The sequence below is a fragment of the Collinsella aerofaciens genome (assembly GCF_028207065.1).
GTDB classification, from domain to species: Bacteria; Actinomycetota; Coriobacteriia; order Coriobacteriales; family Coriobacteriaceae; genus Collinsella; species Collinsella aerofaciens_AR.
Window position 1 is genome coordinate 24,052 of record NZ_JAQLFP010000012.1, and the last position, 23,260, is coordinate 47,311.

The following is a 23,260-nucleotide window of genomic DNA, read 5'->3' on the forward strand; positions in this document are numbered from 1 at the left end:
AGGGAACCAGGTGGGAATCCTGGGCAAGGGACATTACTGTGTAGGACGCGCGGGCGAACCACCTCGCGCCCCAAGCCAGACTGCTTCGCCTTTTCCTCACGGCATCGCCGTGGCGTTATCTCCTTGTGAACCCCGAGGAGTGCGCTTCCCTTTCGAATGCAAGAAACAGGCGCGCTATCCCTTTGCGGACGAGCGCGCTTTTCTTTCGCTTGTGCCGATAAGCAACTGTCGCCGGGGGACCGGCAAACCGAGGAAAGGGAAAACCATGTCCGACCAGATGTCACGCCGCGGCTTCATGGGCGCCGCAGCAACCGGAGCCGTCGCGCTCGCCGGATTCGCGCTCGCGGGCTGCTCCAGCACCTCCGCGAGTCCCGAGAAATCGAGCGAAAAGGAGAAGGCCGTGAAGCCGGTCATTCTCGTCACGAGCTTCGGCACGAGCTACAACGACTCGCGCCACATCACCATCGGCGCCATCGAAGACGCTATCCGCGAGAAGTACTGGCAGGACTACGACATCCGCCGCGCCTTCACCGCGCAGATCATCATCGACAAACTGAAGAAGCGCGACGGCATCACGATCGACAACATGACCGAGGCGCTCGACCGCTGCGTGGAAGACGGCGTGAAGGAAATCGTCGTGCAGCCGACGCATCTCATGGCTGGCCTGGAATACGCCGACGTGAAAGACGAGCTCGACAAGTACGCCGACAAGTTCGACAAGATCTCGCTCGGCGACCCGCTGCTCACCTCCGACGACGACTACAAGAAGGTGGCCGCAGCCATTAAGGAGAACATGGCGTCCTTCGACGACGGCAAGACGGCGCTGTGCCTCATGGGCCACGGCACCGAAGCCGATTCCAACGCCGACTATGCCAAGATGCAGGAAGTGTTCAAAAACGAGGGCTTGACGCAGTTCTTCGTCGGCACCGTCGAGGCTGAACCGACCTGCGAGGATGTTATCGCCGCTGCGAGCGCCGCAGGGTACAAGAAGGCCGTGCTCGCGCCGTTCATGGTGGTCGCGGGCGACCACGCGAACAACGACATGGCAGACGAGACCGACCCCGACAGCTGGGCTGCGAAGTTCGTGGCCGCCGGCTTCGAAGTGACGTGCCTGCTCCAGGGTCTGGGACAGAACGCCGCGGTCGACGACATCTACGTCTCGCACGTGGACGACGCCATCGCCAAGCTGTAAACTCGCCGCGCACGGGGGCGCCGGTCGCGTCCCCGTGCAACGGGCATGCGCCTTCCCCGACCGACGGCGCATGCCCGTTGCATTCGCATCCCGCCCGCCCACCGCACGGCGCGGGCGGTAGAAGCGATTGAAAGGAACCCCTCCATGTTGAAGAAAACCCTCGTCTTCGCCCTGTCGGCGGCGCTTCTCGCGTTCTCGCTCGCCGGCTGCGCCGGAAATTCAAGCGACAGCGCAAAGGCAAGCAATACCGATTCCCAGGAAAAGACCGAGCAGGCGGCCGATGCGACCGAGGGCGCAAGCGCTGCCCCCATCACCGCCGACAAGGTGGCCGACGGCACCTATCCGATCACCGTAGATTCCAGCTCGAACATGTTCAGGATTGTGGACGCCCAGCTCATCGTGGAAAACGGCTCCATGCACTGCGTGATGACGCTTTCCGGCACGGGCTACGGCAAGCTCTTCATGGGCACGGGCGACGAGGCTGCCGCCGCGAGCGAGGCCGACTTCATCCCCTATGTGGAAAACGCGGAAGGCAAGTACACCTACGACGTGCCCGTTGATGCGCTCGACGAGGACACCGCCTGTGCCGCGTGGAGTATTAGAAAAGAGCAGTGGTACGACCGCACGCTTGTGTTCGAATCCGCCGGCGTCGATCTGCGCGCCGACGCACTGAAGTAACGCCATGCGGTTGATTCTCCCCAAGGGGGAAAACAGGAAGCGCCACAGCATCGCGGCGCGCGCGATCACCTGCGTTCTCGTCGCCCTGCTCGCGCTTCCCTTCGCGGGGTGCAGTGCGAGCCCGAACGCAACCGGTGGCACGGCGGGCTCTCAGGAATACACTGTGAATGTCTCGCTTTCCGGCGGGTCAGGGCGCGCAAGCATCGCCTCACCCACCACAATTGTGAAGGATGGCGACACCTACACCGCGACCATCACCTGGTCGAGTTCGAACTACGACAAGATGACCGTCGACGGCGTGGACTACGCTCCCGTAAACGACGGCGGCAACTCCACGTTCGAGATACCCGTCACGCTCGACGAGGACATCGCCGTGTCGGCCGAGACCGTCGCCATGTCGACGCCGCACACCATCGACTACACGATCCACTTCGACTCATCCACCATGAAGGAGAAATCGGGCGACGATGCAAGCGGCGGCTCCCCTGCAGGAACGGCTTCAAGCGCCGCGGCCGACTTCCACAACGCCGATTTGGGCTGCGGCTGGGAGCCGACGGGGGCGCTTCAGCTTGAATTCGCCGAGCACTTCACTGTCGACGAGTTCGAAGGCGGTCTGCGGCTTATCTGCGTTTCGAATGGGGAGCGTTTCCTCGTGGTGCCGCAAGATGCGAAGGTACCTGATGGGTTGAGCTCCGACATCGCGGTCATAAGGCGCCCCGCCGACAAGGTGTACCTCGTGTCGTCGGCGACGATGTGCCTGGTCGACGCGCTCGATGCGAACGACAATATCATCATGTCGGGCACGAAGGCCGACGATTGCTCGGTCGCAGGCTTCAAAAGCGCGCTCGAAAGTGGGGCGATCGCCTACGGCGGCAAGTACAGCGCGCCCGACTACGAGCGAATATCGGCCTCGGGCTGCACGCTCGCCATCGAGAACACCATGATCAACCACACGCCCGATGTGAAGGAAAAGCTGCAGAAGCTCGGGCTCGTCGTGCTCACCGAACAGTCGTCGAGCGAGCCCGAAGCACTCGGGCGCGTCGAGTGGATTAAGCTTTTCGGCGTCCTGTTCGACAAGGAAGACGAGGCCGCGCACCTGTTCAACGAGCAGAAGGCCCGCGTCGAGCAAACGTCGGGGCTCGCGTCGTCAGGTAAAACCGTGGCGTATTTCTACATTAACTCGAACGGGGCCGCCGTCACGCGGCGGGCGGGCGACTACGTGGCGCAGATGATCGAGCTTGCAGGCGGCAGCTATGCGCTCGATGACGCGCAGACGGCGTCGACGTCAGGTTCGTCAGTAACGCTCGAAATGGAGCGCTTCTACGCGACGGCTAAGGATGCCGACATCATCGTCTACAACGGCACCATCGACGAATCGGTTGCCACCTTGAACGACTTCGTAGGCAAAAACGCGCTATTGTCGCAGTTCAAAGCCGTGAAGAACGGCAACGTCTGGGTCACAAGCGCCGACATGTACCAGCAGATGACTTCTACCGCCGACATTATCGACGAGCTGCACGGGGCGTTCACCGGCGATGACGCGAGCGACTTCCATTATCTGAGGAAGCTCGGTTAGCGCCATGAGAAGCCGGCTTTCCATGGCATACGACGAATCGGGGCGCGCCGCGCGGTGTCGCGTCGTGACGTCGCTGCTCGCTGTTGCCCTCATCGTGCTCGTCGGGGCCAACCTGTGCATCGGGAGCGTGCTCGTGCCCGCAGACCACATCCCCGGCATCCTTTCGGGCGGCGCGGCCAATTCCATGGAAAGCCAGGTCATCTGGGAGATTCGCCTGCCGCGCGTGCTTTCAGCCGTGCTTCTCGGCGGGGCACTTTCGCTTTCCGGGTTCCTGCTGCAGACGTTTTTCAACAACCCCATCGCCGACCCGTTCATCTTGGGCGTCTCCTCGGGCGCAAAGTTCGTCGTCGCGCTTACGATGATCGTACTTCTAGGCGCGAACCAGGCCATGTCCTCGCCGGCCATGGTGGCCGCAGCGTTTCTGGGCTCGCTTATCACCATCGGCTTCGTGCTCCTCATCGCACGGCGCATAAGTTCCATGGCCATGCTCATCGTGGCGGGCGTCATGGTGGGATACATCTGCTCGGCGGCGACGAACTTCCTCATCGCCTTCGCCGACGACCAGTCCATCGTGAACCTGCACAACTGGTCTTTGGGTAGCTTCTCGGGTTCGAGCTGGGACGACATCGCGGTCATCGCGGTCGTGGTGATTACCGTGAGCGCATGCGTATTCGCGATATCGAAGCCCCTTTCCGCCTTCCAACTGGGAGAAGCCTACGCGAAAAGCGTCGGCGTGAACGTCGAACGCTTCCGCGTGGTGCTCGTCCTTCTAGCGAGCATGCTCTCCGCCTGCGTGACCGCGTTCGCTGGTCCGGTGTCGTTCGTAGGCATCGCGGTTCCGCATCTCGTGAAGTCGGCGCTAAAGTCGTCGAAGCCCATCCGCGTGATTCCTGCGTGCTTCTTGGGAGGCGCCATCTTCTGCGCGGGCTGCGATTTGATCGCGCGCACGCTGTTCTCTCCCGTCGAGCTTTCCATCAGCGCCGTCACCGCCATCTTCGGCGCTCCGGTGGTTATCGCGCTCATGTTGAAGAAGCGGGTGAGGTAGATGGGGGAATTCGTGCCGCGGCCCAAAACGCTCGGAGGGGACATTCCATGCTTAGACAGTCCTGAGCTCGCACGAAAGCGCCAGAAGGCACTTTCGGCTCGTGCGGAACTGCGCGCGGAACGCCTCCTCCGAGCGGAGCCGAACCTCGAAACTACGGTCGAAACGCAGGCTGACGGAGCGCCGCTTTTCCACATAAGCGACCTGTCGGCGGGCTACGACAAGAAGGTCGTAGTCGAAGGCGTCGATCTGGAGGTTCGCGCGGGCGACGTCGTGGCGCTCATCGGGCCGAACGGCTCGGGCAAGTCGACCATCTTGAAAACCATCACACGCCATCTGGCACCGCTTGCCGGCGCGGTCGAGCTCGACGGGCGGGAGATTTCCCGATGGAAGACGGCGGAGTTCGCAAGGAACCTTGCCGTTATGCTGACAGATCGCCCCCGGACCGAGCTCCTCACCTGCCGCGATATCGTAGAGGCGGGAAGGCATCCCTACACCGGGCGAATGGGCACACTCTCGCCCGACGACAATAGTCGGGTCGACGAGGCCATGAAAACCGCACATGTGGAAGAGCTCGCCGAGCGCGACTTCATGCAGATAAGCGACGGGCAACGCCAGCGCGTCATGCTCGCACGCGCCATCGCGCAGGATCCGCGTGTGCTCGTGCTCGACGAGCCCACGTCGTATCTCGATATCCGCTACCAGATCGACCTGCTGCGAATACTTCGACACCTTGCGAAATCGCGGAATGTGGCTGTCATCATGTCCATCCACGAACTCGAGCTCGCGCAGAAAAGCGCCGACAAGGTGATTTGCGTGAAGGACGGCCGGGTCTTCCGCGCCGGCGTACCCGAGGACATATTCACGCGCGAGACGATTGGCGAGCTCTACGGCCTTCAGCATGGCACCTTCAACGAGCGCTTCGGCAGCGTGGAAATTGGGCGCCCGCACGGCGATGCGCACACGTTCGTCATCGCCGGCGCAGGTACGGGTTCGGCTGTGTTTCGCCAGCTCATCCGGCAGGGCAAGGCGTTCTACGCGGGCGTTCTGCACGAAGGGGACATCGACTGCGAGCTCGCGCGCGACTTGGCGGCGGAATGCGTGGTCGAGCGCGCCTTCGAGCCGATCGGGGATAAAACCATAGCCCGCGCCAAAGAGCTCCTCGTCCACTGCGCGCGCCTTATCGTGTGCCCCGCCGCCTTCGGCACCATTAACGCCCGCAACGCAGAGCTCGTCGAGTTCGCACGCTCGCACGGTATCGAAGTCATGCGAGCGTGCGAAGGCGCATCGGAGGATTCCCAATTGGGGTGGAAAGGATAAACTGGACTTTCTTTTAAGGATCCTCAGGCTACAGCTCCTACGCCGGCGAGGTCTACAAGGCGCCGGAGAACCTCGTAAACAGGAATTTCCACGCCGACGAGCCCAACCTGCTGTGGCTCACCGACATCACCGAGTTCAGGCTCCCGGGCGGCGAGAAGGTCTACCTGAGCCCGGTCATCGACTGCTTCGGCGGGATGCTCGTCGCCTGGTCGATCGGGCTGCACCCCGACAAGCGCCTCGCGAACTCGAGCCTGCGCCTAATCCAATCGAGATTCCAGACTCGACAGGCCATTGAGAGTCAGGTCGTTGGCGACCTCCGAGACACGCTCGATAGGAACCGAACCGTCAGACAGCGCCCACGTGCGATAGATACCGATAATACCGGACAGCAAAAACGCCAGATAGTAATCGAACATCTCGTCCTTGAGGCCGTGGGGCAGCAAGTCGCGCTCGGCAATCTCATGCTCGAGCGGCACGCGCAAACGCGTCATAAAATCGTCGAGCGGGATGTTTTCAATCAGCTGGCGATTGAGCACGAGGTTATTGCAAAGTGCCTCGTTGATGGTCTTAAAGAAGGTAGCCGCCGCTCCAAGGGCGCGCTCGTTGGGGTCACTGCCCATAGTGGAAAGCGTCTTTTCGACCGAGTCGACGATCATCTCGACCACATCGGCGGCGATGGCATCGAGCAGGCCGTCGACCGTGCCAAAGTGCACGTAGAAGGTCTTACGATCGACATTTGCCTCACGCGCGATGGCACTCACGGTAATATCGGCAAGCGGTTTATCCATCAGCAGGCGCTCAAACGCAGAAAGGATGGCATTGCGGCTGCGAACGATGCGACGGTCGAGGCGCGGTTTGCTGGTGTCCATGGACGTGTCCCTTCGGAATGTGAGCATTCATCAACAGATGAGAGTTAATCTACGTAAGAGGATTATCCCCCATCCGGCACAAAAAAGCCCGGCAACATGAAGAACGCACGACCAACTGTTACGCCTTAGGGAGCTTCATTTTGTTCAAAGCAGCCGGGGACACACGGATGCCGTCGCCTGTCTGGCGCACATAGGCCTTATGCGACGGTTTGGCGGCCCCAGAAGCCTTCTGAGCATGCTGATTGGGATCCACGGTAACCGCATTCACAGGATGGGGCTTTGCAGGCTTAGAGGACGTCTGAGGCGATCGTCCGAGCTTGCGCATCGCGCGATCCCAGCGTGCGTGGATACTCTCGTTGTGAGCGCTCTTAAGACCCAGCAGGGGCGCGGCCAAAATCGTCGGCGCGATAAACGTAATGAGGCGCCACAGCAGATAACCGGCGGTCGACGCCGATCCAAAGAAATGACCCAGGAACAGTGCGAAGCCGCCCTCGGCGCCGCCGGTGCCGCCGGGCAGGGGAACAGCAGAGCTCAGGAGCTGAACAAAGGCACTCGCGGCCATGACCGAGAAAAAGTCGACTTCGTGGTGGCCAAAGGCAAGCATCAGAAAATACGGCACGAGGTAGAAAAACGCGAGCTGCAACATGGTGATGACCACCGTGAGCAGCATGGACGAAAAGTGGCCGGCCGAAAGCTTGAACTTCTCGGAGAACGAGTAGATTTCGCCGTCGACAAACGTACGCCAGCCCTCGATCTTAGTGCCCGAGACGCCCATTCGCTCGAGCCAATTGATGATGCAGTGTGCGACGCGCGTGACGGTCTTGGGCATGAGCGCGACGGCAAAGATGCCAAGCAGAATGCAGCAGTGACCGCCAAAGCTAAAGACGCACAGCAGCGTCATGTCGCCATAGCGCTCGGCGAAAAACGGCATGCGGGCAAGCAGCAGAATGGCGCCCCAGGCAACAAGGCCAAACTGATACACGATAAAGCGCGTGAACTGCGTGGCACCGGCCTCGCCGACATTTTGGCCGGCCTTGGTCAGGCGGTAGATCTGGGCAGGCGTAGAGCCCATCATCATGGGCGTCAGGTTGCCAAAGAAGATGCCGCTCGCCTCGACCGAGATCAGGTCGCGAATGCCGACGGGCGAATTGGGATCGAGCCAGACGGCAATCGCATAGGCGACGATGCCAAAGAACAGATATAGGAACATGCAAAAGCATGCGGCAACGAGCCACGGCGCTTGAACGCTCGACATGGCAGCCCAGAACTGTCCCATCTGACCGGTCGCAATCAGATAAACGATATAGCCAACCAGCACGACGCCGATAAAAATGGCACCGCGACGTGCACCCTTGTTGTCATCGCCACCCGAGGCCTCAACCTCGACCTGGGGCTTAGATGTATGCTGAGAGGACTCCTTCATGAGGCTCCTTCTGACCGTCCAAATATCTTGCATATTGTACCCGCAAGGGCCACAAGCAGAACGTAAAGCTATGGGCCAAATGGGAATTGCAGATGGTTTGCTCGGAAATAAAAAACCCGGGCTTCCGTGGGAAGTCCGGGTCTCAAATTCAAGGTAGCCCGTACCAGATTCGAACTGGTGATCTCCGCCTTGAGAGGGCGGCGTCCTAAACCGCTAGACGAACGGGCCATAAGCCTCAGCAGAAAAGAAGTGGTAGCCCGTACCAGATTCGAACTGGTGATCTCCGCCTTGAGAGGGCGGCGTCCTAAACCGCTAGACGAACGGGCCATAAGCCTCAGCAGAAAAGAAGTGGTAGCCCGTACCAGATTCGAACTGGTGATCTCCGCCTTGAGAGGGCGGCGTCCTAAACCGCTAGACGAACGGGCCACATGACATCTGCACTGCCGTGCTGCGAGGAAATATATTACGGGACAAAAAACGCAAGCGCAAGAAGAAATTCCAAATTGCCGAAATTTTGTCGCGAGGTTATGGAACGCGCAGGTCAACAAGGTAGTAAATTTGGAACGGGGCTATTTTAGCTACCCTAGGTGGAGATGAGTCAGGAGGGCTTCGCGGTTGTTGGGGATGTTGTCCTCGATAACGGCTTCGAGGGCGGCGTTGAGTAGCTGGCCTAGCTCGGGCCCCGGCTTCACACCGGCACGAATCAAGTCGCCGCCGTTGATAGCAAGCATCTTGAGCGAATAGGGCTCCCCCGCCTCCAACAAATCATGGGCGAGTGAGCGCATCTCTTCGATCGTCTCGACGTAATAGAAGCACGACGGCGCCTTGCCCAGCGTGTCGGCACGCTTAAGGTCCATAAGCTCGTCCATCAGGCGCGGCGTATCAACGCCCTCGCCCGAAAGCAAGCGCATCATATTGAGCAGGCAGGAGCGCTCGGGGCGCAGCGGCTTGTCGTGGTACTTAATGAGCAGGCACACGTCGCGGACCAAGTCGTGCGAAAGCGCCAAGCGATCCATGATGGCGCGCGCCTTCTTGGCCCCGAGCTCGGGGTGACCGTAAAAGTGGCCGCTGCCCGCATGGTCGACCGTAAAGCAATCGGGCTTGGAAACGTCGTGCAAAAACGCCGCCCACATTAGGCTCATTGAGGGTGTAAAGCCGTCGCACAGCGCCAACTCCCCCGCCACCGTCAGCACACGGGCGATATGCTCGTAAACGTTAAACGCATGATAGACGCTGCGCTGATCAAACCCGCGACCCGCTGCCAACTCGGGCACGGCGGAGCAGATGAGCTCGGGGTAGCGCAGCATGGCGTCTCCCCCGTGGCCGGTCGAAAGGATACCCTCGAGCTCAATGCCCACGCGCTCGCGCGCCACAGCATCGAGCAGCGGCGCGCACTCGGCAAGCGCCTGTTTAGTCTTAGGCTCGATCATAAAATCCAGACGGCAGGCAAAACGCACCGCGCGCAGCATGCGAAGCGCGTCCTCGTTAAAACGACGCTTGGGATCTCCAACGGCGCGGATGAGCTTGCGGTCTAGGTCGCCCTGACCATCGTAGCGGTCGACAAGACCACGCTCGGGATGCCAGGCCATAGCGTTAACGGTAAAGTCACGACGCGCCAGATCGTCCTCAAGCGACGCCGCACGCTCCACACTCTGGGGATGGCGGCCGTCGGTGTAAAAGCCGTCTAGGCGGTAGGTGGTGACCTCAATGCGCTCATCATCGCAAATAGCCGTGATGCCGCCAAATTTAATGCCCGACTCAACCACGGCAATATCAGCCGCTTCGAGCGCCTCTTTGGACTCCTGCCACAGGCCGCTGCAGCACATGTCAACATCGTGGCTGGGGCGTCCCATCAGGGCATCACGTACCCAACCGCCCACGTACCAAGCCTCAAGACCTGCTGCCTCAAGCGCACGCAGGACACGGATAGAGGCATCGGTCGGCTGCGTACCGTTGAGCGAAACATTGCACATGCCTATGGCCTCCTGCGACTATCAAATTGGCTATCGATTGCGTCTGCAAGAAGTCTAGCAAGAAACAGCCTCCACTGCACACGCAAGTCCGATAAACAAAAACGCATCCGTCCTGGTCTAAGACGGATGCGAAATAATTGAACTATTCAGGCAAGGTGCCGGAACTAGCAAACCTGACGGATTGCAATACCCTTCTGATACTCATCGACCTTGGCAAAATCGCCCAGACCCGGGCACTCGACCACGTTGGCGCCGGTGGCCATCGAGAGGCGCAGGGCATCCTCGACGCGCTCGGGGGCGTCGTGCCACACGGACAGGAAGGCGGCCAGCGAGGAGTCGCCCGCGCAGACGGTCGACAGCAGCTTGACGTCGAAGGTGCGGTTGGCAAACCAGATGTGCTCGCCGTTGGAGAAGTACGCGCCGTCGCCGCCGAGCGTCAGCAGTACATTCTTAGCGCCCTTGGCGTGCAGCTCGGCCATGGCGCCCTTGACGGACTCGTCGTCGCCACCGCTCACCTTAATGCCAAAGATGTCGAGCAGCTCGTCGTCGTTGGGCTTAATGAGCAACGGCTCCATGGCAATGAGGTCGGCCAGCTGATGGCTCGAGATATCGAGCACGAACTCGGCGCCCTTCGCCTTCACGCGACGCAGGACCTCTGCCAGGAAGCCCTCGGAGGTGTTGGGGGGCAGCGAGCCGCTGATAACCAGGCAGGTCATGTCATCGAGCGAATCGATAAGCTCAAACATCTCCTGCTCGTTGGCTTCGTTGATGGCGGCACCGGCGTTGACCATGTTGTACTCGGTGTCGGGGCCGGCATTGAGGAACACGTTGACGCGCGTGATGCCGTCAGTCCACACGGGCTTGACGGGCACGCCCAGGGCCTCGGCGCCCTTAACGATATACTCACCCGAGAAGCCTGCGAAGAAGCCCAGGATCGTGGTGTCGACATCGTAGTGGTCGAGCGTAAACGAGACGTTGAGGCCCTTACCGTTGGGCGTGTAGACGGCGTTACGGGTGCGGGTGACGGTGTTGGCGGACAGGCCATCGCAGGAGATGTTGTAGTCAATAGCGGGATTTGCAGTAAGCGTGTAAATCATGAATGTTCCTTTCACGAAGCAACGTGTTAATGAAAGTATATTCCACGTTTCGGCAAAAGGCTACAACAACTCGGTGAACGGTGTGGAACGCGTGAAGCGCGGCTCCGAGGTTCGAGTGGGACAAAAAAACGGCGCCCCGGCCGAAACCGGAGCGCCGCATGAGCACGAATATGTCGCGTTTCGCTTACTTGCGATCGAGCTTGCGGACAGCAACGCGCTTGCTGTACTCGTCGACGTGACCAAAGTCGCCGATGCCGACGGACTCAGCAACGTTGGCGCCGGTGGCCATAGCGAGCTTCATGGCCTCCTCGACGTTGTCGCGATCCCTGTACCACTTGTGCAGGAACGCAGCGAGGGTGCAGTCGCCGGCGCAGACGGAAGAGACAAGCTTGATGTTGAACTCACGCTTGGCATACCAGATGTCCTCGCCGTTGGAGAAGTAAGCGTCACCGCGGCTACCACGGGTGAGCAGCACGTTCTGGACGCCGGCCTCGTGAGCCAGCTTCATGGCAACGCGGACCTCGTCGTCGGTGTCGACCGGCACGCCGAAGATAGCCTTCATCTCGTGATGGTTCGGCTTAATGAGCAGCGGCTTCTTGTGAGCGAGCTCCTTGAGCTTGTCGGAGGACAGGTCCAGGACGACGTCAGCGCCACGGGCCTGAGCGTGCTCCATGACCTTTGCCAGGAAGTCAGGCGTAGCTTTGGGAGGCACGGAGCCAGAGACGATCAGGCACTCAAGATCGCCCGCGGTGTCCAGGATGTTGTAGAGCTCCTCCTGGTGCTGCGGCGTGATCGGAGCACCGGGGTTCAGGATGCCGTACTCGTGCTGGCCATCGTTGACGTAGGTGTTGATACGCGTGATGCCGTCGGTCCAGACCGGGCGGCACAGGCAACCCAGGTTCATGACCTCCTCGACGATGAACTTGCCCGTGAAGCCGGCGAAGAAACCGAGCGCGACGGTGTCGACGCCCATCTTCTTAAAGGCGAAGGACACGTCGAGGCCCTTGCCGTTAGCCGTGTAGCTGGCCGAGCCGGTGCGGACGTTCTCGTCGGGCTCGAGCGGAGAGCTCGAAACCGTCATGTCGACAGCCGGGTTAGCGGTTAGCGTGTAGAACATTTACAGTACCCCCTGTATATGTGAGGGCCGCGTGGCCGGCCCATTCCAACCACGCGGTTACCTCTGATACCAAATTAGCGAGCTGCGGACTCGAGCAGTGCCTTGACCTCGGCAGCGGTGTTGCAGGCGAGCGCCTTCTCGGCGAGCTCGTCGCACTCGGCCTTGGTCCACTGGCTGATGGTCTTGCGGGCGCGCAGGATGGACGGAGCGCTCATCGAGAACTCCTCCAGGCCCCAGCTGATCAGCAGCGGCTCGAGCAACGGATCGGCAGCGGCCTCGCCGCACATACCGACCATGATGCCGGCCTTCACGCCGCTCTCGATGATGTTCTTGAGCGAGCGGAGCACGGCGGGATAGTAAACCTGGTACAGGTTGGAGATGGTGTCGTTGCCACGGTCGGCGCACATGGTGTAGCCGATCAGGTCGTTGGTGCCGATGGAGAAGAAGTCGGCGACCTCGGCCAGGCGGTCAGCGAGCAGCGAGGCGGCAGGCGTCTCGACCATGATGCCGACCTCGATGTTCTCGTTGAACTTGCGACCCTCTTCGGTCAGCTCGGTCTTGCACTGCTCGACGAGCTCCTTGACGGCCACGACCTCCTCGACGCAGGTGACGAGCGGGATCATGATCTTGACGTCACCAAAGGCGCTGGCGCGCAACAGGGCGCGGAGCTGGACCTTGTACTGATCGGGGTTGGCCAGGCAGTAACGCACGGCACGGAAGCCCATGAAGGGGTTCTCTTCCTTGACCATGTGAAGGTACGGAATCTCCTTGTCGCCACCCACATCGAGCGTGCGGATGATGACCGGAGCGCCCTTGAGCGCGCTGGCGACCTTACGGTAGGCGTTGAACTGCTCCTCCTCGGAAGGAAGCTCAGCAGAGTCCATGAACAGGAACTCGGAACGGAACAGGCCAATAGCCTCGGCATCGTGATCGAGCGCGTTGGGCACGTCATCGGGGTTGCCGATGTTGCAGGCAATGATCTTCTTGATACCGTCGGCAGTCACGGACGGCTTGCCGCGGAAGGCCTCGAGAGCCGCCTTCTCGGCAGCAAAAGCCTCGGCCTTGGCAGTGTAGGCGGCGAGCGTCTCCTCATCGGGATCGGCCTCGACGATACCCTTGCCACCGTCAACGACAACGGTCATGCCGTTGCGCAGTGCGGTGCAGCTGTTGGAAACCGAAAGGACAGCCGGGATCTCGAGGGCGCGCGCAATGATTGCGGAGTGCGACGTGCGGCCACCAGTCTCGGTGACGATACCGGCAACGTGGGCCTTATCGATCGTGGCGGTCATGGACGGCGTGAGGTCGTGCACGACAACGACGGTGTTCTCGGGCAGGACGGAAAGGTCGACGACCTCCTTGCCCAGCAGCTCGGCCAGAATACCGGTGCGGATGTCGGCGATGTCGGCCGCGCGCAGACGGAACATCTCATCGTCCATGGACAGGAACATGTTCTCGAACATGGTCGAGGTGTCCATGAGCGCCTGCTCGGCGCAGGTGCCGCCGTCAATGGCGGCGTTGATGGCGTCGGTCATGCCCGGATCCTGAGCCAGGACAATGTGTCCGCTCATGATCTCGGCCTCGGCCTCGCCCACCGTCTCCTTCATGTGGTCGGCCTGAGCCTGGGTCTTCTCGCAGAAGACCGAAAGAGCGGTCTGATAGCGCTCCTTCTCTGCTGCCGAATCAGCAACCTCGTGCGGCTCAAACGTCAAGTCGGGATCGACGGCGACCATGACGGTGCCGATACCGATGCCCTCGGAAGCGTTGACTCCCTGATACATTCCCATTCCTCTCTCCGTGTCATGTGATAAAGCGTTTTGCCATATCCATGACAAAAGAGCGCAGCTACCTTAAGACAGGTCACTGCGCCCCCAAATATGAACTTAGTTGTTCAACATGCGACCCGTTTGAGTTCTACTCGCCAAGACCGCTCTTGATGAGCTCGATGGCAGCAGCCAGAGCCTCGGCCTCGTCGGCGCCGTCGCACTTGACCTCGACCTCGGTGCCGCAGGGGATACCAGCAGCCATGAGGGCCATCGGGGACTTGCCGTTGACCTCCTTCTCGGGGGTGACGACCGTCACGTCACAGGCGTACTTGCCCATGGTGGAGGCGAACAGACCAGCCGGACGCATGTGCAGACCCTGAGGATTAACGAGGGTAGCCTTCTCAGAAACCATAATTGACTCCTTTTTTGTGTTTAACCCCTGTCATGCATGTGGCAGGAGTCAGATTCACGACGTTGTTTATATTAACTCACATCAAACGGTTTTTCATTGTGTTTCGCACGAATTGTTGGACAGATGTCGTTCGCTGTCCGCTCGCCTGCCGGGCGGGGCGGTTAAGTTTGCTGCTCTACAATCCTGCGCAAGACGGAAAGCACATTAAGTGCTTTCCTTTGCGTGCGGAACTCGCGACAAACTTAACCGCCCCGCCCGGCAGGCGAGCTGCGGGAACATGCTTCCGTCCAAGAAATATCGTGCAAAAGGAATTCTGGCTGAATTATTGTTCGCGTGGGTGATTCACTCGATGAGGGCTATTTATGCCCTGTTGGGTACTAAGGAGTGTCCCGGGGTGCCGGCAGAAAAGGAACGTCCCTGAGTGCCGCTTGGTATGAAAAAAGGCGAGGACCCGTAGGGAGTCCTCGCCTTTGTTACAGGGGGCGATGTTATTCGCGTACTGCGGAATTAGACCAGGCGGGCGTTGATCGTCTTGGCGATCTCGGCGGCGTCGGTGGAACCCTTGACGGTGGCACGGAAGTCCTCGTCCATGAGCGCCTCGGCGACCTTGGACAGGATCTTGAGGTGCGTGGTGCCAGCCTGTGCACCAGGGATGAGCAGGGCGATGCCCACGTTGACGGGAGCGCCGTCCATGGTGTCCCAACCGGTCACGCCGGACTCGTCCTTGACGACGATGACGGCAGCCTCGGTAATGGCGTCGGACTTGGCATGCGGAATGGCGAAGCCCTCCATCATGCCCGTGGTGCCCTCGGCCTCGCGGGCCAGGAAGGCGTTCATCACGGCGTCGGCGTCGTTTGCGATACCGGCCTTGACGGCCTGGTTGGAAACGAAGCTCAGAGCCTCGTCACGAGAAGCGAAGTCCTCGGCGACAAAGACATTCTCGACCTTCACGAAGTCGGCAGCCTCGGCCTTGGGAGCCTCGACGGCAGCGGCCTTGGGGGCCTCAACGGGCTTGGCTGCAGGAGCGGCCTTCTGATTCTTCTCGAAGTCGTACTTCTTGAAGGCCACGAACAGGATGCCACCGACAACAGCGCCGATGAGGATCGCGAGGACCCACAGCGGACCGTTCTCGACAACGGGCAGGACCAGGAAGCCACCGTGAGGCGCCGGATCGTGAACGTTGAACATGATGGTCAGGATCGAAGCGATAGAGGAACCGAGCATCATGATGGGCATGACCGGCCAGATGTTCTTGGTCATGAACGGAATGGCGCCCTCGGTGATGTGGGTGCAACCAAGGATGAGGTTGACGACACCGGCGTCGTGATCCTCCTGGCTGAAGTACTTCTTGCCGACAACGACGGCAAAGGTGGTGATCAGCGGCGGAACGATGCAGGCGGCGGAGACGGCAGCCATGAAGTTGGTGCCGAAGTTGTAGGTATCGGTGCCAACGCCAGCAGCCAGCGCCTCGGTGAGCATAGCGGTACCGGTGACGTAAGCAGCCTTGTTGACCGGGCCACCCATGTCAAAGGCACACATGCAGCCGATGGCAAGACCCAGGACAACGGCGCCAGAGGCGGACAGGCCCTTGAGGAAGTCCATCATGGCAGTGTTGATGGCAGCCATGGGGCCAGAGATGCCGAGCATGACCAGACCGACGATGGCGGTCGAGAACAGCGGGTACAGGAAGATAGCCTTGAGGCCGTCCAGGTTCTTGGGCAGACCGGCAAAGACCTTCTCGAGCAGCAGGATGACATAGCCAGCGAGGAAGCCGCCGACGATGCCGCCCAGGAAGCCGAAGCCCACGCCGGCGCCACCGGCGTCGATCATGCCGGTCTCGGCGTTAACAGGCAGGCCCTGAATGGCGATCATACCGGCAACAAAACCAGGGACGAGCGCCGGGCGCTTACCGATGGACTCGGCGATGTAGGCGGAAAGTACCGGAACCATGAGGTTCATGGCGATGCCGCCGATGATCTTGAGCATCGCAGCAAAGCTGTTGTAGTCAGACGCCGTCGAATCGAAGGACGTAATGCCCCACAGGAACGAGACGGCGGTCAGGACACCACCGGCAACGACGAAGACCAGCATATGGCTGACGCCGTTCATAAGGTGCTTGTAGATGACGTGACCGATGGACTCCTTCTCCTCGGCCTCGTCCTCGACATCGGCAGCGGCTGCAACCGTGTTGTCGCCCTTGGCGGCGAGCGCGCGGTCAATCAGCTTACCGGCGGCCTCAACGGACAGGGCCTTGGAAACACCAACGGAAACCATGGGCTTGCCGGCGAAACGCTCAGCCTGGACATCCTTATCGGCTGCGACGACGACGGCCTTGGCACCGGTGATCTCGCTCTTGGTGAGCTCGTTCTCGACACCGACCTGGCCATGGGTCTCGACCTTAATAGTCAGACCTCGCTCGGCAGCTGCCTTCTCCAGTGCCTCCTTCGCCATGAAGGTGTGCGCAATGCCGGTCGGGCAACCGGTGGCGGCGATGATGTCAAACTTAGCCATGTGTCCCTCCTTTTTAAGTTTTGCGCCCGCAGGCGCTCCCCTACACGCGCGTCCTTGCGCGCTTTTCCACAACTGAAAGATACCAACCTACCGTCCGCGTGAGAAGAGACAAGGCGCAATTCTCCGGTGAAAGGTTCTTTCATAACCGTAAACGGTAGGTGAAAGTTTACCATCAACACTTGAAACGGCAAGGTGTATCTTGTAATTGAAAATCCCCCTATACTATGACATTACAAAACGAGTCCGATTTTCATGCCAACCAGGAGCCATCCATGACCGATAGTAGCAAGAGCGCACTTTCCCTCATTAGTACCCATCAGGGATACAGCGAGTCCGAGCAGCGTATTGTCGACTATATATTGGAGCACCAGTCCGAGGCGCCACGCCTCACGGCGGCTCAGCTCTCGCGCGCCGCCGCCACGTCCGAGGCGACCGTTTCGCGCTTCTGCCGCAAGCTTGGCTTTGGCAGCTTCCGCAGCTTTCAGTTTTCGTTGGCGAGGGATTTGGAAAGCCAGCGCAACGAGGGCCTGACTGACGAAGTCTCGCTCGACAATATGGAGCAGAGCCTTAAGAACATCCTGGCTGCCAAGGTGAGCGAGCTTAATGCGACCATCGACGGGATCGACCACGATACGTTAGCGGCTGTTGTGCATGCCCTTAAGCATGCAGGGGTTATTGAGTTTGCGGCTGTGGGCAATACGAACGCGGTCGCGCTCGATGCGACGTTTAAGTTTTCGCAGCTGGGCCTGCGCTGCATGGCGAGCACCATTAGCGAGACATCAATCGGCTTTGCGCTCACGTTGCACCCGGGTGACGTCATCGTGCTCATCTCAAACTCCGGCAAGTCGCGCCGACTGAATCGCATGGCAAAAGCGGCTCGCGACTGCGGTGCCACCGTAGTCGTCATCAGCAGCGACAGCAAGTCTCCACTCGCGCGCCTGGCAGACTACACTTTTAATACCGTCAACCACGAGGCGCTGCTGACGACGGGTGACTTTGCGTTCTCCAAGATCAGCGCCACGATGATCATCGAAGTTATCTACAACTTCCTGCTGCCCGAGATTGAAGACGCTCGCGAACATATCAGCTACTACGAGGAGCTCATCCAGCCGGACAAGGTCGTTGAGTAAAACGCGTAGTGGGACATAAATTTCAGTCTATTTTGTCCCACCAACACCGCTGATACGACCTAGCCTCGAACTTCTTCGAGCATCTGCTTTGCGTGGGCCAAGCTTGCCTCGGACTGATCGCCGCTGAGCATGCGGGCGATCTCGGCGGTACGCGCTTCGCCGGTTACCTCGTCCAAATGCGTCTGGGGAACATCGCCCGGCTCCTTGCTGACAACATAATGCTTGTCGGCCATGACGGCGACTTGCGCCAAGTGGGTTACGACAATCACTTGATGCGTAGCGGCAAGATCGACCAGCACACCAGCAAGAGCACGAGCCGTGGAGCCGCCGACACCGGCATCGACCTCGTCAAATACCAGTGTATCGACGCCGTCAGCATTACCCAAGACCACCTTGCTCGCGAGCATAACGCGGCTGAGCTCGCCGCCCGACGCAATTCGGCGCAGGGGACGCGGCGTCAAGCCGGCACCGCTGCGATACAAAAGCTCGTAACTCGAAGGACCCGCCGGCGTCCACTCAGCGCGCGGAAGATCATGCGACTCCCAAACGAGCTCGGCACCGCCCATCTCCAAGCGTGCCATCTGACGACCGACCTCGTGGCAGAAGCGCGGGGCCGCCGTATTGCGAGCGCGCTTGAGTGCCTTGGCGGCAGCGAACAGCTCGCGCTCGGCGCTCCCGAGTGCCTCACGCGCCTTTTTGATCTGTTCATCGCCATCATCGACCAGGGACAGCAGCTCTTGCGAGCGATCGCGCATGGCAAAAACATCGTCCATCGTGGGACCCCACTGACGCAACAGGCCCTTGAGGTCGGAATACCGCTCACGCATGCGAGCGAGCTCGCGCGGGTTGAAGGCGACGCCATCGCGATAGGCACGAAGCTCGTTCGCGCTATCCTCAAGGGAGATGCAGGCATCCGAAAGCGCATCGGCAATGTCGCCCAGTTTGCGATCGACGGTAGCCATACGGGAAAGCTCTGCCACGGCGCTGTTCACGGCATCGAGCGCTCCACCTTCGGCGGCAAGCGATGCATGGGCATCGTTAGCTGTGGCAACCAGTACCTCGGCATGTTCGGAGCGCGGCAGCAGTTCCTCGAGTTCCTCATACTCGCCCGGCTTGGGGTCGACCTCGCCGATGCGCTCGAGGGCAAAGCGAGCCTCCTCGACACGGCTCCCCTGCGCGCGTGAGGCTTCCTCCACGCGACGGACCTCCTTGGCAGCCGCACGCGACGCCTTGAAGCAGGCACGGTAACGGTCGAGCGCCTCGAGCGCAGAGCGACCAGCCCAGGCATCAACCATGGCAACATGATGCGCCGGATCGAGCAGACGCTGGTGTTCATGCTGGCCGCACAGATCCATCATCACGCCGACGCGCTCGGAAAGCTCGCGCACGCTAGCGATGCGGCCGTCAATCTTGACGCGGCTGCGACCCTCGGCAGAAAGGCTGCGCTGCACGGTAAAGCCCTCCGTGTCGTGCGGGTCGTCGAACAAGCGCGCCTCGACGCTCGCCAGCGCCTCTCCCTCGCGCACGGTCGACGAATCTGCACGCTCGCCCAAAATGAGCTTGAGCGCCGAGAGCAGCGCGGTCTTGCCGGCACCGGTCTCGCCAGTCAAAACCGTTAGGCCCGCACTCGGCACCAGCGTCGCCTCGCGAATGAGCGCGATGTTGGAAACCTGCAGCTCATCGATCATGGCGCACTCCATAGAACACGCGGCTCACCGAGTTATAGAAGCTCTCGGGACCGTAATCGAGCAGCAGCACGTCTCCGGGACCGCGACGCACCGCCACGCTCTCAACGGTGCCATCGCAGGTAATAAACTGTCCATCGATAGCGATCGCCGGAACACTCGGACGGTCATCAGACATAAAGATCTCGACGACATCGCTCGGCGAGGTCAAAAAGGCGCGAGCCTGAATGGTATGCGGAGCAATCGGCACACAGACCATGCCCGTGTAATCGGGGCTGACGATGGGACCGCCGGCGGATAGCGCGTAGCCGGTGGAGCCAGTCGCCGTCGATACAACCACGCCGTCGCCACGCAGTCGATCGATATGGTGGCCCGACACCGTGATGTCGAACTCGACCATATCGGACAGCGGACCGCGGGTAAGCGCCATGTCGTTGAGGGCGAAGGTGCGCACGACATCCTTCGTACCGTCTTCGCGCACGGACACGATATCCGCGGCGATGGTAGCGCGACGGCTCACGTGCAGCTCACCGGACAGGGCATCGCTCACAACCTGCAAAATGTCGCGCTCCTCGGGGCTCGCGGCCGTCAAAAAGCCCAGGTGACCATAGGAAAGACCGAGGATAGGAATCTCGCGATGGTTGAGGATGCGGGCAGCGCGCAGCAACGTACCGTCGCCGCCGAGCGTAATGACCAGATCGGAGCCGTCAATATCAGGCGTGCTTTGAATCTTCGATCGCTGGTCGGCAGCCCATGCGACCTCATAGCCCTGGCGCGTCAGCCAAAGCTCGAGCATCAGGCCGCTCTCGACCGCTTCTTGCTTGTAGTAATTGGGAACCAGAAAGACCTTCATAGCGTTGCAGCTTTCTCGCTCATAACCGATACCTGGGATTGCAGCTCGTCTTGCGAGCGGTCGCCGGGGGCATACCTCGTGCCGTACAAGAAAAACTCAACGTTTCCCTTGGCACCATGAATGGGCGACACGCACACATCGACCGGAAAAAGGCCCTTGGCTGCAAAGAGTTCAACCGCCGCCACGAGTGTATCGCGGCGCACGGCGAGATCGGTCACAATGCCGCCCTCACCCACCAGCGCCGCCGGAGCCTCAAACTGCGGCTTTACGAGCGTGCAGAATGCACCCGTAGGCGCCAGGCACGCCAGCACCGCATCGATAATGTTCGCGATGCTGGTAAACGAGACATCACAAACAGCCAGGTCGATGGCGCCGGCATAGCCAAGCTCAGGCAGCTGCGTCACGTTGGTGCGCTCATGCAGCGTCACGCGATCGTCCTGACGCAACGACCAATCGAACTGTGCGCGACCCACGTCCACCGAGATAACGGTCGCAGCTCCGCGCTTGAGCAGGCAATCGGTAAAGCCGCCGGTAGAGCAGCCCACATCCAGACAGCTAAGGCCCGTCGGATTGATGCCAAACGCATCAAGCGCGCCTTCGAGCTTAAGACCGCCGCGGCCAACATAGGGAATGCGCCCCTTCACGTGCAGCGGCAGACCCGGGGTCACCTTAAGCCCCGGCGAAGTCAAGCGCTCGCCGCCGCTCGAGACCAAGCCGGCCATAAGAGTGCGAAGGGCATCCGCGCGATCGGCGCAGATGCCCTGTGAAATCAGTTCGTCATCAAGACGCACGCGTTTCATGAATGCCATCAACCATTCGTATCCGGAGATGCGGCCTAGCTATCCTGGGATTCGTTTGCCGCATCCTCATCGTATTCCTGCTCGAGCTTGTCGGCCTCACGCGGCGTCAGCTCAAACTTGTCGACCATATCGACCGCGCGGGAGCCCAGCTCAATCGCCTCGTCAAACAGATCGAGCGAACGCTCCAAGGACGTATCCTTGGAGCGAACGGTAGCGATGATCTGGTCCAGACGGTCCGAGATCTCGTCAAAGTTGCGGACAGAACCCTCTGGCATGGCTACTCCTCGACGGAGTCGATGTCAGCCTCGGCGGCGTCCGCATCCTCGGCCAGCACGCCAGCCTCGGCCTGGGCAACCGCAACCTTGGCGGCAGCCTCAGCAGCCTGGGCCTCCTCGCGAGCGCGATCCTCGGCCAGCAGTTCCTGGTACAGGTCCTCGCCCGGCAACTCCTCGCTGCGCGCGATCTTGCCCAGCACGCCGTTGACGAACGACGCGGACTGGTCGGTGCCATAGGCCTTGGCAAGTTCGACGGCCTCGTTGATCACGATAGCGTCCGAGACCTCTTCGTCGGTAAGGAAGCGCATCTCGTAGACGGCGATACGCAGCAGATTGCGGTCGGCGCCGGGCATGCGCATAAGATCCCAGTTCTTGGCGACGGCGCGCAGGGCACAGTCGATGCGATCGATATGCTCGTAGGCACCGCGGCACAGCTCCAGCGCATAGGGGTCGAGGGGGCCCTTCGAGATCAGGAAATCACCCTCGAGGACGCGCTCGAGCGGGCTGTCCGTGGCCTCGGCCTGAAATAGCAGCTGCAGCGCCTGACTGCGGGCAAGCGTACGCCCGCGATAAACCTTAAGGCTCAAAGGTTACTCCTTGGGGAAAACGAGGCCGTCGATGCAAACGTCAACGCGCTCGACCTCAACGCCCACCTGGGCATCGATGGCGGCGACCACGGCGGCGCGAACGGCCTCGGCGAGTTTCTTGAACGGATAGCCAAAGAACACCACGACACGCACGGTGAGTGCGAGCTTGTCGCCGATGACCTCGGCCTCGACCGCCGGCTCGGAAGCCGGGGCCTTGGACGAGAGCATCATGGAGACAAGGTTAGTGGCAAGGTCCTTGACGCCAACGGAGGCGATGCCCTCGACATCCGACACGGCGCGCGAGACGATGGCGGTCAGAACATCGGGCGAAATGCCGATGCCGTCAATCTTGATTTCCTGGGGCATGAGTCCTCCTAGAAGAGTTGGTTGCTAGACGCGGGAGACGAACTTGCCGTCGCGGGTGTCAACCTTGATGACCTCGCCCTCGTTGAGGTACATGGGGACCTGGATGACAGCGCCGGTGTCGATCGTGGCCGGCTTGGTGGAACCCTGGACGGTGTCGCCCTTAAAGCCCGGGTCGGTCTGGACGATGGTGGTCTCGATGAACATCGGCGGGGTTACGCCCATGAGCTCATCGTCGGCAAAGAGCAGCTGGCAGATGTCGTTCTCGCGCAGCCACTTGGAGTTCTCGCCCACCATGTCCTCGGGAACGGGAACCTGCTCATAGGACTCGTTGTCCATGAAGATGTAGTCGGTGCCATCGTTGTAGAGGTACTGGAACTCACGGGTGGTGAGCATGACGCTCTCGAACTTGGTGCCGGCGTTGCAGGTGTTCTCGACAACGCGGCCGCTCTTGATGTCGCGGGTCTTGTAGCGCACAAATGCGCCGCCCTTGCCCGGCTTGACATGCTGGAACTCGACGATGGTGTAGACCTTGTCCTTAATACGGAGACCGAGGCCGTTCTTGAAGTCGGCGGTAGAAATGGTAGGCATAGC

The 23,260-nt window shown here is 60.7% G+C and carries 21 protein-coding genes, 3 tRNA genes and 1 pseudogene; 7 read left to right on the forward strand and 18 right to left on the reverse strand.

The genetic code is table 11. From position 1 onward, the window contains the following. Nucleotides 1–265: 265 nt before the first annotated feature. From PMX72_RS04890 to PMX72_RS04915, 6 genes and pseudogenes are all read left to right on the forward strand, one after another. Nucleotides 266–1,192: a sirohydrochlorin cobaltochelatase gene (locus PMX72_RS04890; protein WP_089571781.1), complete on the forward strand. Its 927-nt coding sequence runs from the start codon at nucleotides 266–268 to the stop codon at nucleotides 1,190–1,192. Nucleotides 1,193–1,336: 144 nt separating this feature from the next. Then, complete coding sequence (locus PMX72_RS04895; RefSeq protein WP_089571779.1) at nucleotides 1,337–1,870, forward strand: hypothetical protein; 534 nt, start codon at nucleotides 1,337–1,339, stop codon at nucleotides 1,868–1,870. A 4-nt stretch (nucleotides 1,871–1,874) separates the two neighbouring features. Continuing rightward, nucleotides 1,875–3,446 (forward strand): ABC transporter substrate-binding protein, encoded by a 1,572-nt coding sequence (locus PMX72_RS04900; RefSeq protein WP_271729130.1) that lies wholly within the window; start codon nucleotides 1,875–1,877, stop codon nucleotides 3,444–3,446. A gap of 22 nt (nucleotides 3,447–3,468) precedes the next feature. Further along, nucleotides 3,469–4,491, forward strand: a complete 1,023-nt coding sequence (locus PMX72_RS04905) for a FecCD family ABC transporter permease (RefSeq protein WP_271729131.1) — start codon at nucleotides 3,469–3,471, stop codon at nucleotides 4,489–4,491. Continuing rightward, the gene (locus PMX72_RS04910; RefSeq protein ID WP_271729132.1) at nucleotides 4,492–5,808 is read left to right on the forward strand and encodes an ABC transporter ATP-binding protein; all 1,317 of its coding nucleotides are present in this window, start codon (nucleotides 4,492–4,494) and stop codon (nucleotides 5,806–5,808) included. Between the two features lie 29 nt (nucleotides 5,809–5,837). Then, nucleotides 5,838–6,062, forward strand: a pseudogene (locus tag PMX72_RS04915) (DDE-type integrase/transposase/recombinase); the annotation flags it as partial. A gap of 3 nt (nucleotides 6,063–6,065) precedes the next feature. On the opposite strand, the gene PMX72_RS04920 reads toward PMX72_RS04915, so the two are convergent. From PMX72_RS04920 to PMX72_RS04970, 11 genes are all read right to left on the reverse strand, one after another. Beyond that, complete coding sequence (locus PMX72_RS04920) at nucleotides 6,066–6,677, reverse strand: TetR/AcrR family transcriptional regulator (protein ID WP_271729133.1); 612 nt, start codon at nucleotides 6,675–6,677, stop codon at nucleotides 6,066–6,068. 118 nt (nucleotides 6,678–6,795) lie between these two features. After that, nucleotides 6,796–8,100 (reverse strand): lysylphosphatidylglycerol synthase transmembrane domain-containing protein, encoded by a 1,305-nt coding sequence (locus PMX72_RS04925; protein ID WP_271729134.1) that lies wholly within the window; start codon nucleotides 8,098–8,100, stop codon nucleotides 6,796–6,798. 154 nt (nucleotides 8,101–8,254) lie between these two features. Next, a tRNA-Glu gene (locus PMX72_RS04930) sits at nucleotides 8,255–8,328 on the reverse strand. 22 nt (nucleotides 8,329–8,350) lie between these two features. Then, nucleotides 8,351–8,427 (reverse strand) — tRNA-Glu (locus tag PMX72_RS04935). A gap of 22 nt (nucleotides 8,428–8,449) precedes the next feature. Then, a tRNA-Glu gene (locus PMX72_RS04940) sits at nucleotides 8,450–8,526 on the reverse strand. A 152-nt stretch (nucleotides 8,527–8,678) separates the two neighbouring features. Then, nucleotides 8,679–10,073 (reverse strand): CCA tRNA nucleotidyltransferase, encoded by a 1,395-nt coding sequence (locus PMX72_RS04945; protein WP_271729135.1) that lies wholly within the window; start codon nucleotides 10,071–10,073, stop codon nucleotides 8,679–8,681. 164 nt (nucleotides 10,074–10,237) lie between these two features. Next, a complete protein-coding gene (locus PMX72_RS04950; RefSeq protein ID WP_271729136.1) occupies nucleotides 10,238–11,170 on the reverse strand; it encodes a 1-phosphofructokinase family hexose kinase in 933 nt (310 codons plus the stop codon). Between the two features lie 184 nt (nucleotides 11,171–11,354). Continuing rightward, nucleotides 11,355–12,287: a 1-phosphofructokinase family hexose kinase gene (locus tag PMX72_RS04955; protein WP_271729137.1), complete on the reverse strand. Its 933-nt coding sequence runs from the start codon at nucleotides 12,285–12,287 to the stop codon at nucleotides 11,355–11,357. 74 nt (nucleotides 12,288–12,361) lie between these two features. Beyond that, nucleotides 12,362–14,065 carry a phosphoenolpyruvate--protein phosphotransferase gene (ptsP, locus tag PMX72_RS04960; protein ID WP_118266421.1) on the reverse strand — a complete coding sequence of 568 codons (1,704 nt, stop codon included), beginning with the start codon at nucleotides 14,063–14,065 and terminating at the stop codon, nucleotides 12,362–12,364. A gap of 133 nt (nucleotides 14,066–14,198) precedes the next feature. Next, nucleotides 14,199–14,462 carry an HPr family phosphocarrier protein gene (locus tag PMX72_RS04965; protein WP_022094575.1) on the reverse strand — a complete coding sequence of 88 codons (264 nt, stop codon included), beginning with the start codon at nucleotides 14,460–14,462 and terminating at the stop codon, nucleotides 14,199–14,201. 507 nt (nucleotides 14,463–14,969) lie between these two features. Continuing rightward, a complete protein-coding gene (locus PMX72_RS04970; RefSeq protein ID WP_118334405.1) occupies nucleotides 14,970–16,973 on the reverse strand; it encodes a fructose-specific PTS transporter subunit EIIC in 2,004 nt (667 codons plus the stop codon). Nucleotides 16,974–17,245: 272 nt separating this feature from the next. Here PMX72_RS04970 and PMX72_RS04975 point away from each other — a divergent pair, with 272 nt between their 5' ends. Beyond that, a complete protein-coding gene (locus PMX72_RS04975; RefSeq protein ID WP_233543324.1) occupies nucleotides 17,246–18,103 on the forward strand; it encodes a MurR/RpiR family transcriptional regulator in 858 nt (285 codons plus the stop codon). A gap of 59 nt (nucleotides 18,104–18,162) precedes the next feature. Here PMX72_RS04975 and PMX72_RS04980 read toward each other — a convergent pair whose 3' ends face one another. Genes PMX72_RS04980 through efp form a run of 7 tightly spaced genes read right to left on the reverse strand, consistent with a single transcriptional unit; the run spans nucleotide 18,163 to nucleotide 23,257 of the window. Continuing rightward, the gene (locus tag PMX72_RS04980) at nucleotides 18,163–19,791 is read right to left on the reverse strand and encodes a DNA repair protein RecN (RefSeq protein WP_118334408.1); all 1,629 of its coding nucleotides are present in this window, start codon (nucleotides 19,789–19,791) and stop codon (nucleotides 18,163–18,165) included. Further along, nucleotides 19,781–20,641: an NAD(+)/NADH kinase gene (locus PMX72_RS04985; protein WP_035138200.1), complete on the reverse strand. Its 861-nt coding sequence runs from the start codon at nucleotides 20,639–20,641 to the stop codon at nucleotides 19,781–19,783. The genes PMX72_RS04980 and PMX72_RS04985 overlap by 11 nt, the downstream gene beginning before the upstream one ends. Beyond that, nucleotides 20,638–21,441 (reverse strand): TlyA family RNA methyltransferase, encoded by an 804-nt coding sequence (locus tag PMX72_RS04990; protein WP_271729723.1) that lies wholly within the window; start codon nucleotides 21,439–21,441, stop codon nucleotides 20,638–20,640. Before PMX72_RS04990 ends, PMX72_RS04985 begins: the two co-directional genes overlap by 4 nt. A gap of 35 nt (nucleotides 21,442–21,476) precedes the next feature. Continuing rightward, nucleotides 21,477–21,716 (reverse strand): exodeoxyribonuclease VII small subunit, encoded by a 240-nt coding sequence (locus tag PMX72_RS04995; RefSeq protein WP_006233978.1) that lies wholly within the window; start codon nucleotides 21,714–21,716, stop codon nucleotides 21,477–21,479. Nucleotides 21,717–21,718: 2 nt separating this feature from the next. Next, nucleotides 21,719–22,303: a transcription antitermination factor NusB gene (nusB, locus tag PMX72_RS05000; protein WP_118334411.1), complete on the reverse strand. Its 585-nt coding sequence runs from the start codon at nucleotides 22,301–22,303 to the stop codon at nucleotides 21,719–21,721. A gap of 3 nt (nucleotides 22,304–22,306) precedes the next feature. Further along, a complete protein-coding gene (locus PMX72_RS05005) occupies nucleotides 22,307–22,669 on the reverse strand; it encodes an Asp23/Gls24 family envelope stress response protein (protein ID WP_035138197.1) in 363 nt (120 codons plus the stop codon). Between the two features lie 24 nt (nucleotides 22,670–22,693). Continuing rightward, on the reverse strand, nucleotides 22,694–23,257 hold the full coding sequence (gene efp, locus PMX72_RS05010) for an elongation factor P (protein WP_006233983.1): 564 nt from the start codon (nucleotides 23,255–23,257) through the stop codon (nucleotides 22,694–22,696). Between the last annotated feature and the right edge of the window lie 3 nt (nucleotides 23,258–23,260).

What these genes read in the sequence shown, in the direction of transcription:
- PMX72_RS05005 (WP_035138197.1), bottom strand. Translation starts at nt 22,669, where the DNA reads ATGCCCCAGGAAATCAAGATTGACGGCATCGGCATTTCGCCCGATGTT.
- PMX72_RS04965 (WP_022094575.1), bottom strand. Translation starts at nt 14,462, where the DNA reads ATGGTTTCTGAGAAGGCTACCCTCGTTAATCCTCAGGGTCTGCACATG.
- PMX72_RS04945 (WP_271729135.1), bottom strand. Translation starts at nt 10,073, where the DNA reads ATGTGCAATGTTTCGCTCAACGGTACGCAGCCGACCGATGCCTCTATC.
- PMX72_RS04990 (WP_271729723.1), bottom strand. Translation starts at nt 21,441, where the DNA reads ATGAAACGCGTGCGTCTTGATGACGAACTGATTTCACAGGGCATCTGC.
- PMX72_RS04950 (WP_271729136.1), bottom strand. Translation starts at nt 11,170, where the DNA reads ATGATTTACACGCTTACTGCAAATCCCGCTATTGACTACAACATCTCC.
- PMX72_RS04895 (WP_089571779.1), top strand. Translation starts at nt 1,337, where the DNA reads ATGTTGAAGAAAACCCTCGTCTTCGCCCTGTCGGCGGCGCTTCTCGCG.
- PMX72_RS04900 (WP_271729130.1), top strand. Translation starts at nt 1,875, where the DNA reads ATGCGGTTGATTCTCCCCAAGGGGGAAAACAGGAAGCGCCACAGCATC.
- ptsP (WP_118266421.1), bottom strand. Translation starts at nt 14,065, where the DNA reads ATGTATCAGGGAGTCAACGCTTCCGAGGGCATCGGTATCGGCACCGTC.
- efp (WP_006233983.1), bottom strand. Translation starts at nt 23,257, where the DNA reads ATGCCTACCATTTCTACCGCCGACTTCAAGAACGGCCTCGGTCTCCGT.
- PMX72_RS04980 (WP_118334408.1), bottom strand. Translation starts at nt 19,791, where the DNA reads ATGATCGATGAGCTGCAGGTTTCCAACATCGCGCTCATTCGCGAGGCG.
- PMX72_RS04890 (WP_089571781.1), top strand. Translation starts at nt 266, where the DNA reads ATGTCCGACCAGATGTCACGCCGCGGCTTCATGGGCGCCGCAGCAACC.
- PMX72_RS04905 (WP_271729131.1), top strand. Translation starts at nt 3,469, where the DNA reads ATGGCATACGACGAATCGGGGCGCGCCGCGCGGTGTCGCGTCGTGACG.
- PMX72_RS04920 (WP_271729133.1), bottom strand. Translation starts at nt 6,677, where the DNA reads ATGGACACCAGCAAACCGCGCCTCGACCGTCGCATCGTTCGCAGCCGC.
- PMX72_RS04910 (WP_271729132.1), top strand. Translation starts at nt 4,492, where the DNA reads ATGGGGGAATTCGTGCCGCGGCCCAAAACGCTCGGAGGGGACATTCCA.
- PMX72_RS04925 (WP_271729134.1), bottom strand. Translation starts at nt 8,100, where the DNA reads ATGAAGGAGTCCTCTCAGCATACATCTAAGCCCCAGGTCGAGGTTGAG.
- PMX72_RS04975 (WP_233543324.1), top strand. Translation starts at nt 17,246, where the DNA reads ATGACCGATAGTAGCAAGAGCGCACTTTCCCTCATTAGTACCCATCAG.
- PMX72_RS04985 (WP_035138200.1), bottom strand. Translation starts at nt 20,641, where the DNA reads ATGAAGGTCTTTCTGGTTCCCAATTACTACAAGCAAGAAGCGGTCGAG.
- PMX72_RS04995 (WP_006233978.1), bottom strand. Translation starts at nt 21,716, where the DNA reads ATGCCAGAGGGTTCTGTCCGCAACTTTGACGAGATCTCGGACCGTCTG.
- PMX72_RS04970 (WP_118334405.1), bottom strand. Translation starts at nt 16,973, where the DNA reads ATGGCTAAGTTTGACATCATCGCCGCCACCGGTTGCCCGACCGGCATT.
- PMX72_RS04955 (WP_271729137.1), bottom strand. Translation starts at nt 12,287, where the DNA reads ATGTTCTACACGCTAACCGCTAACCCGGCTGTCGACATGACGGTTTCG.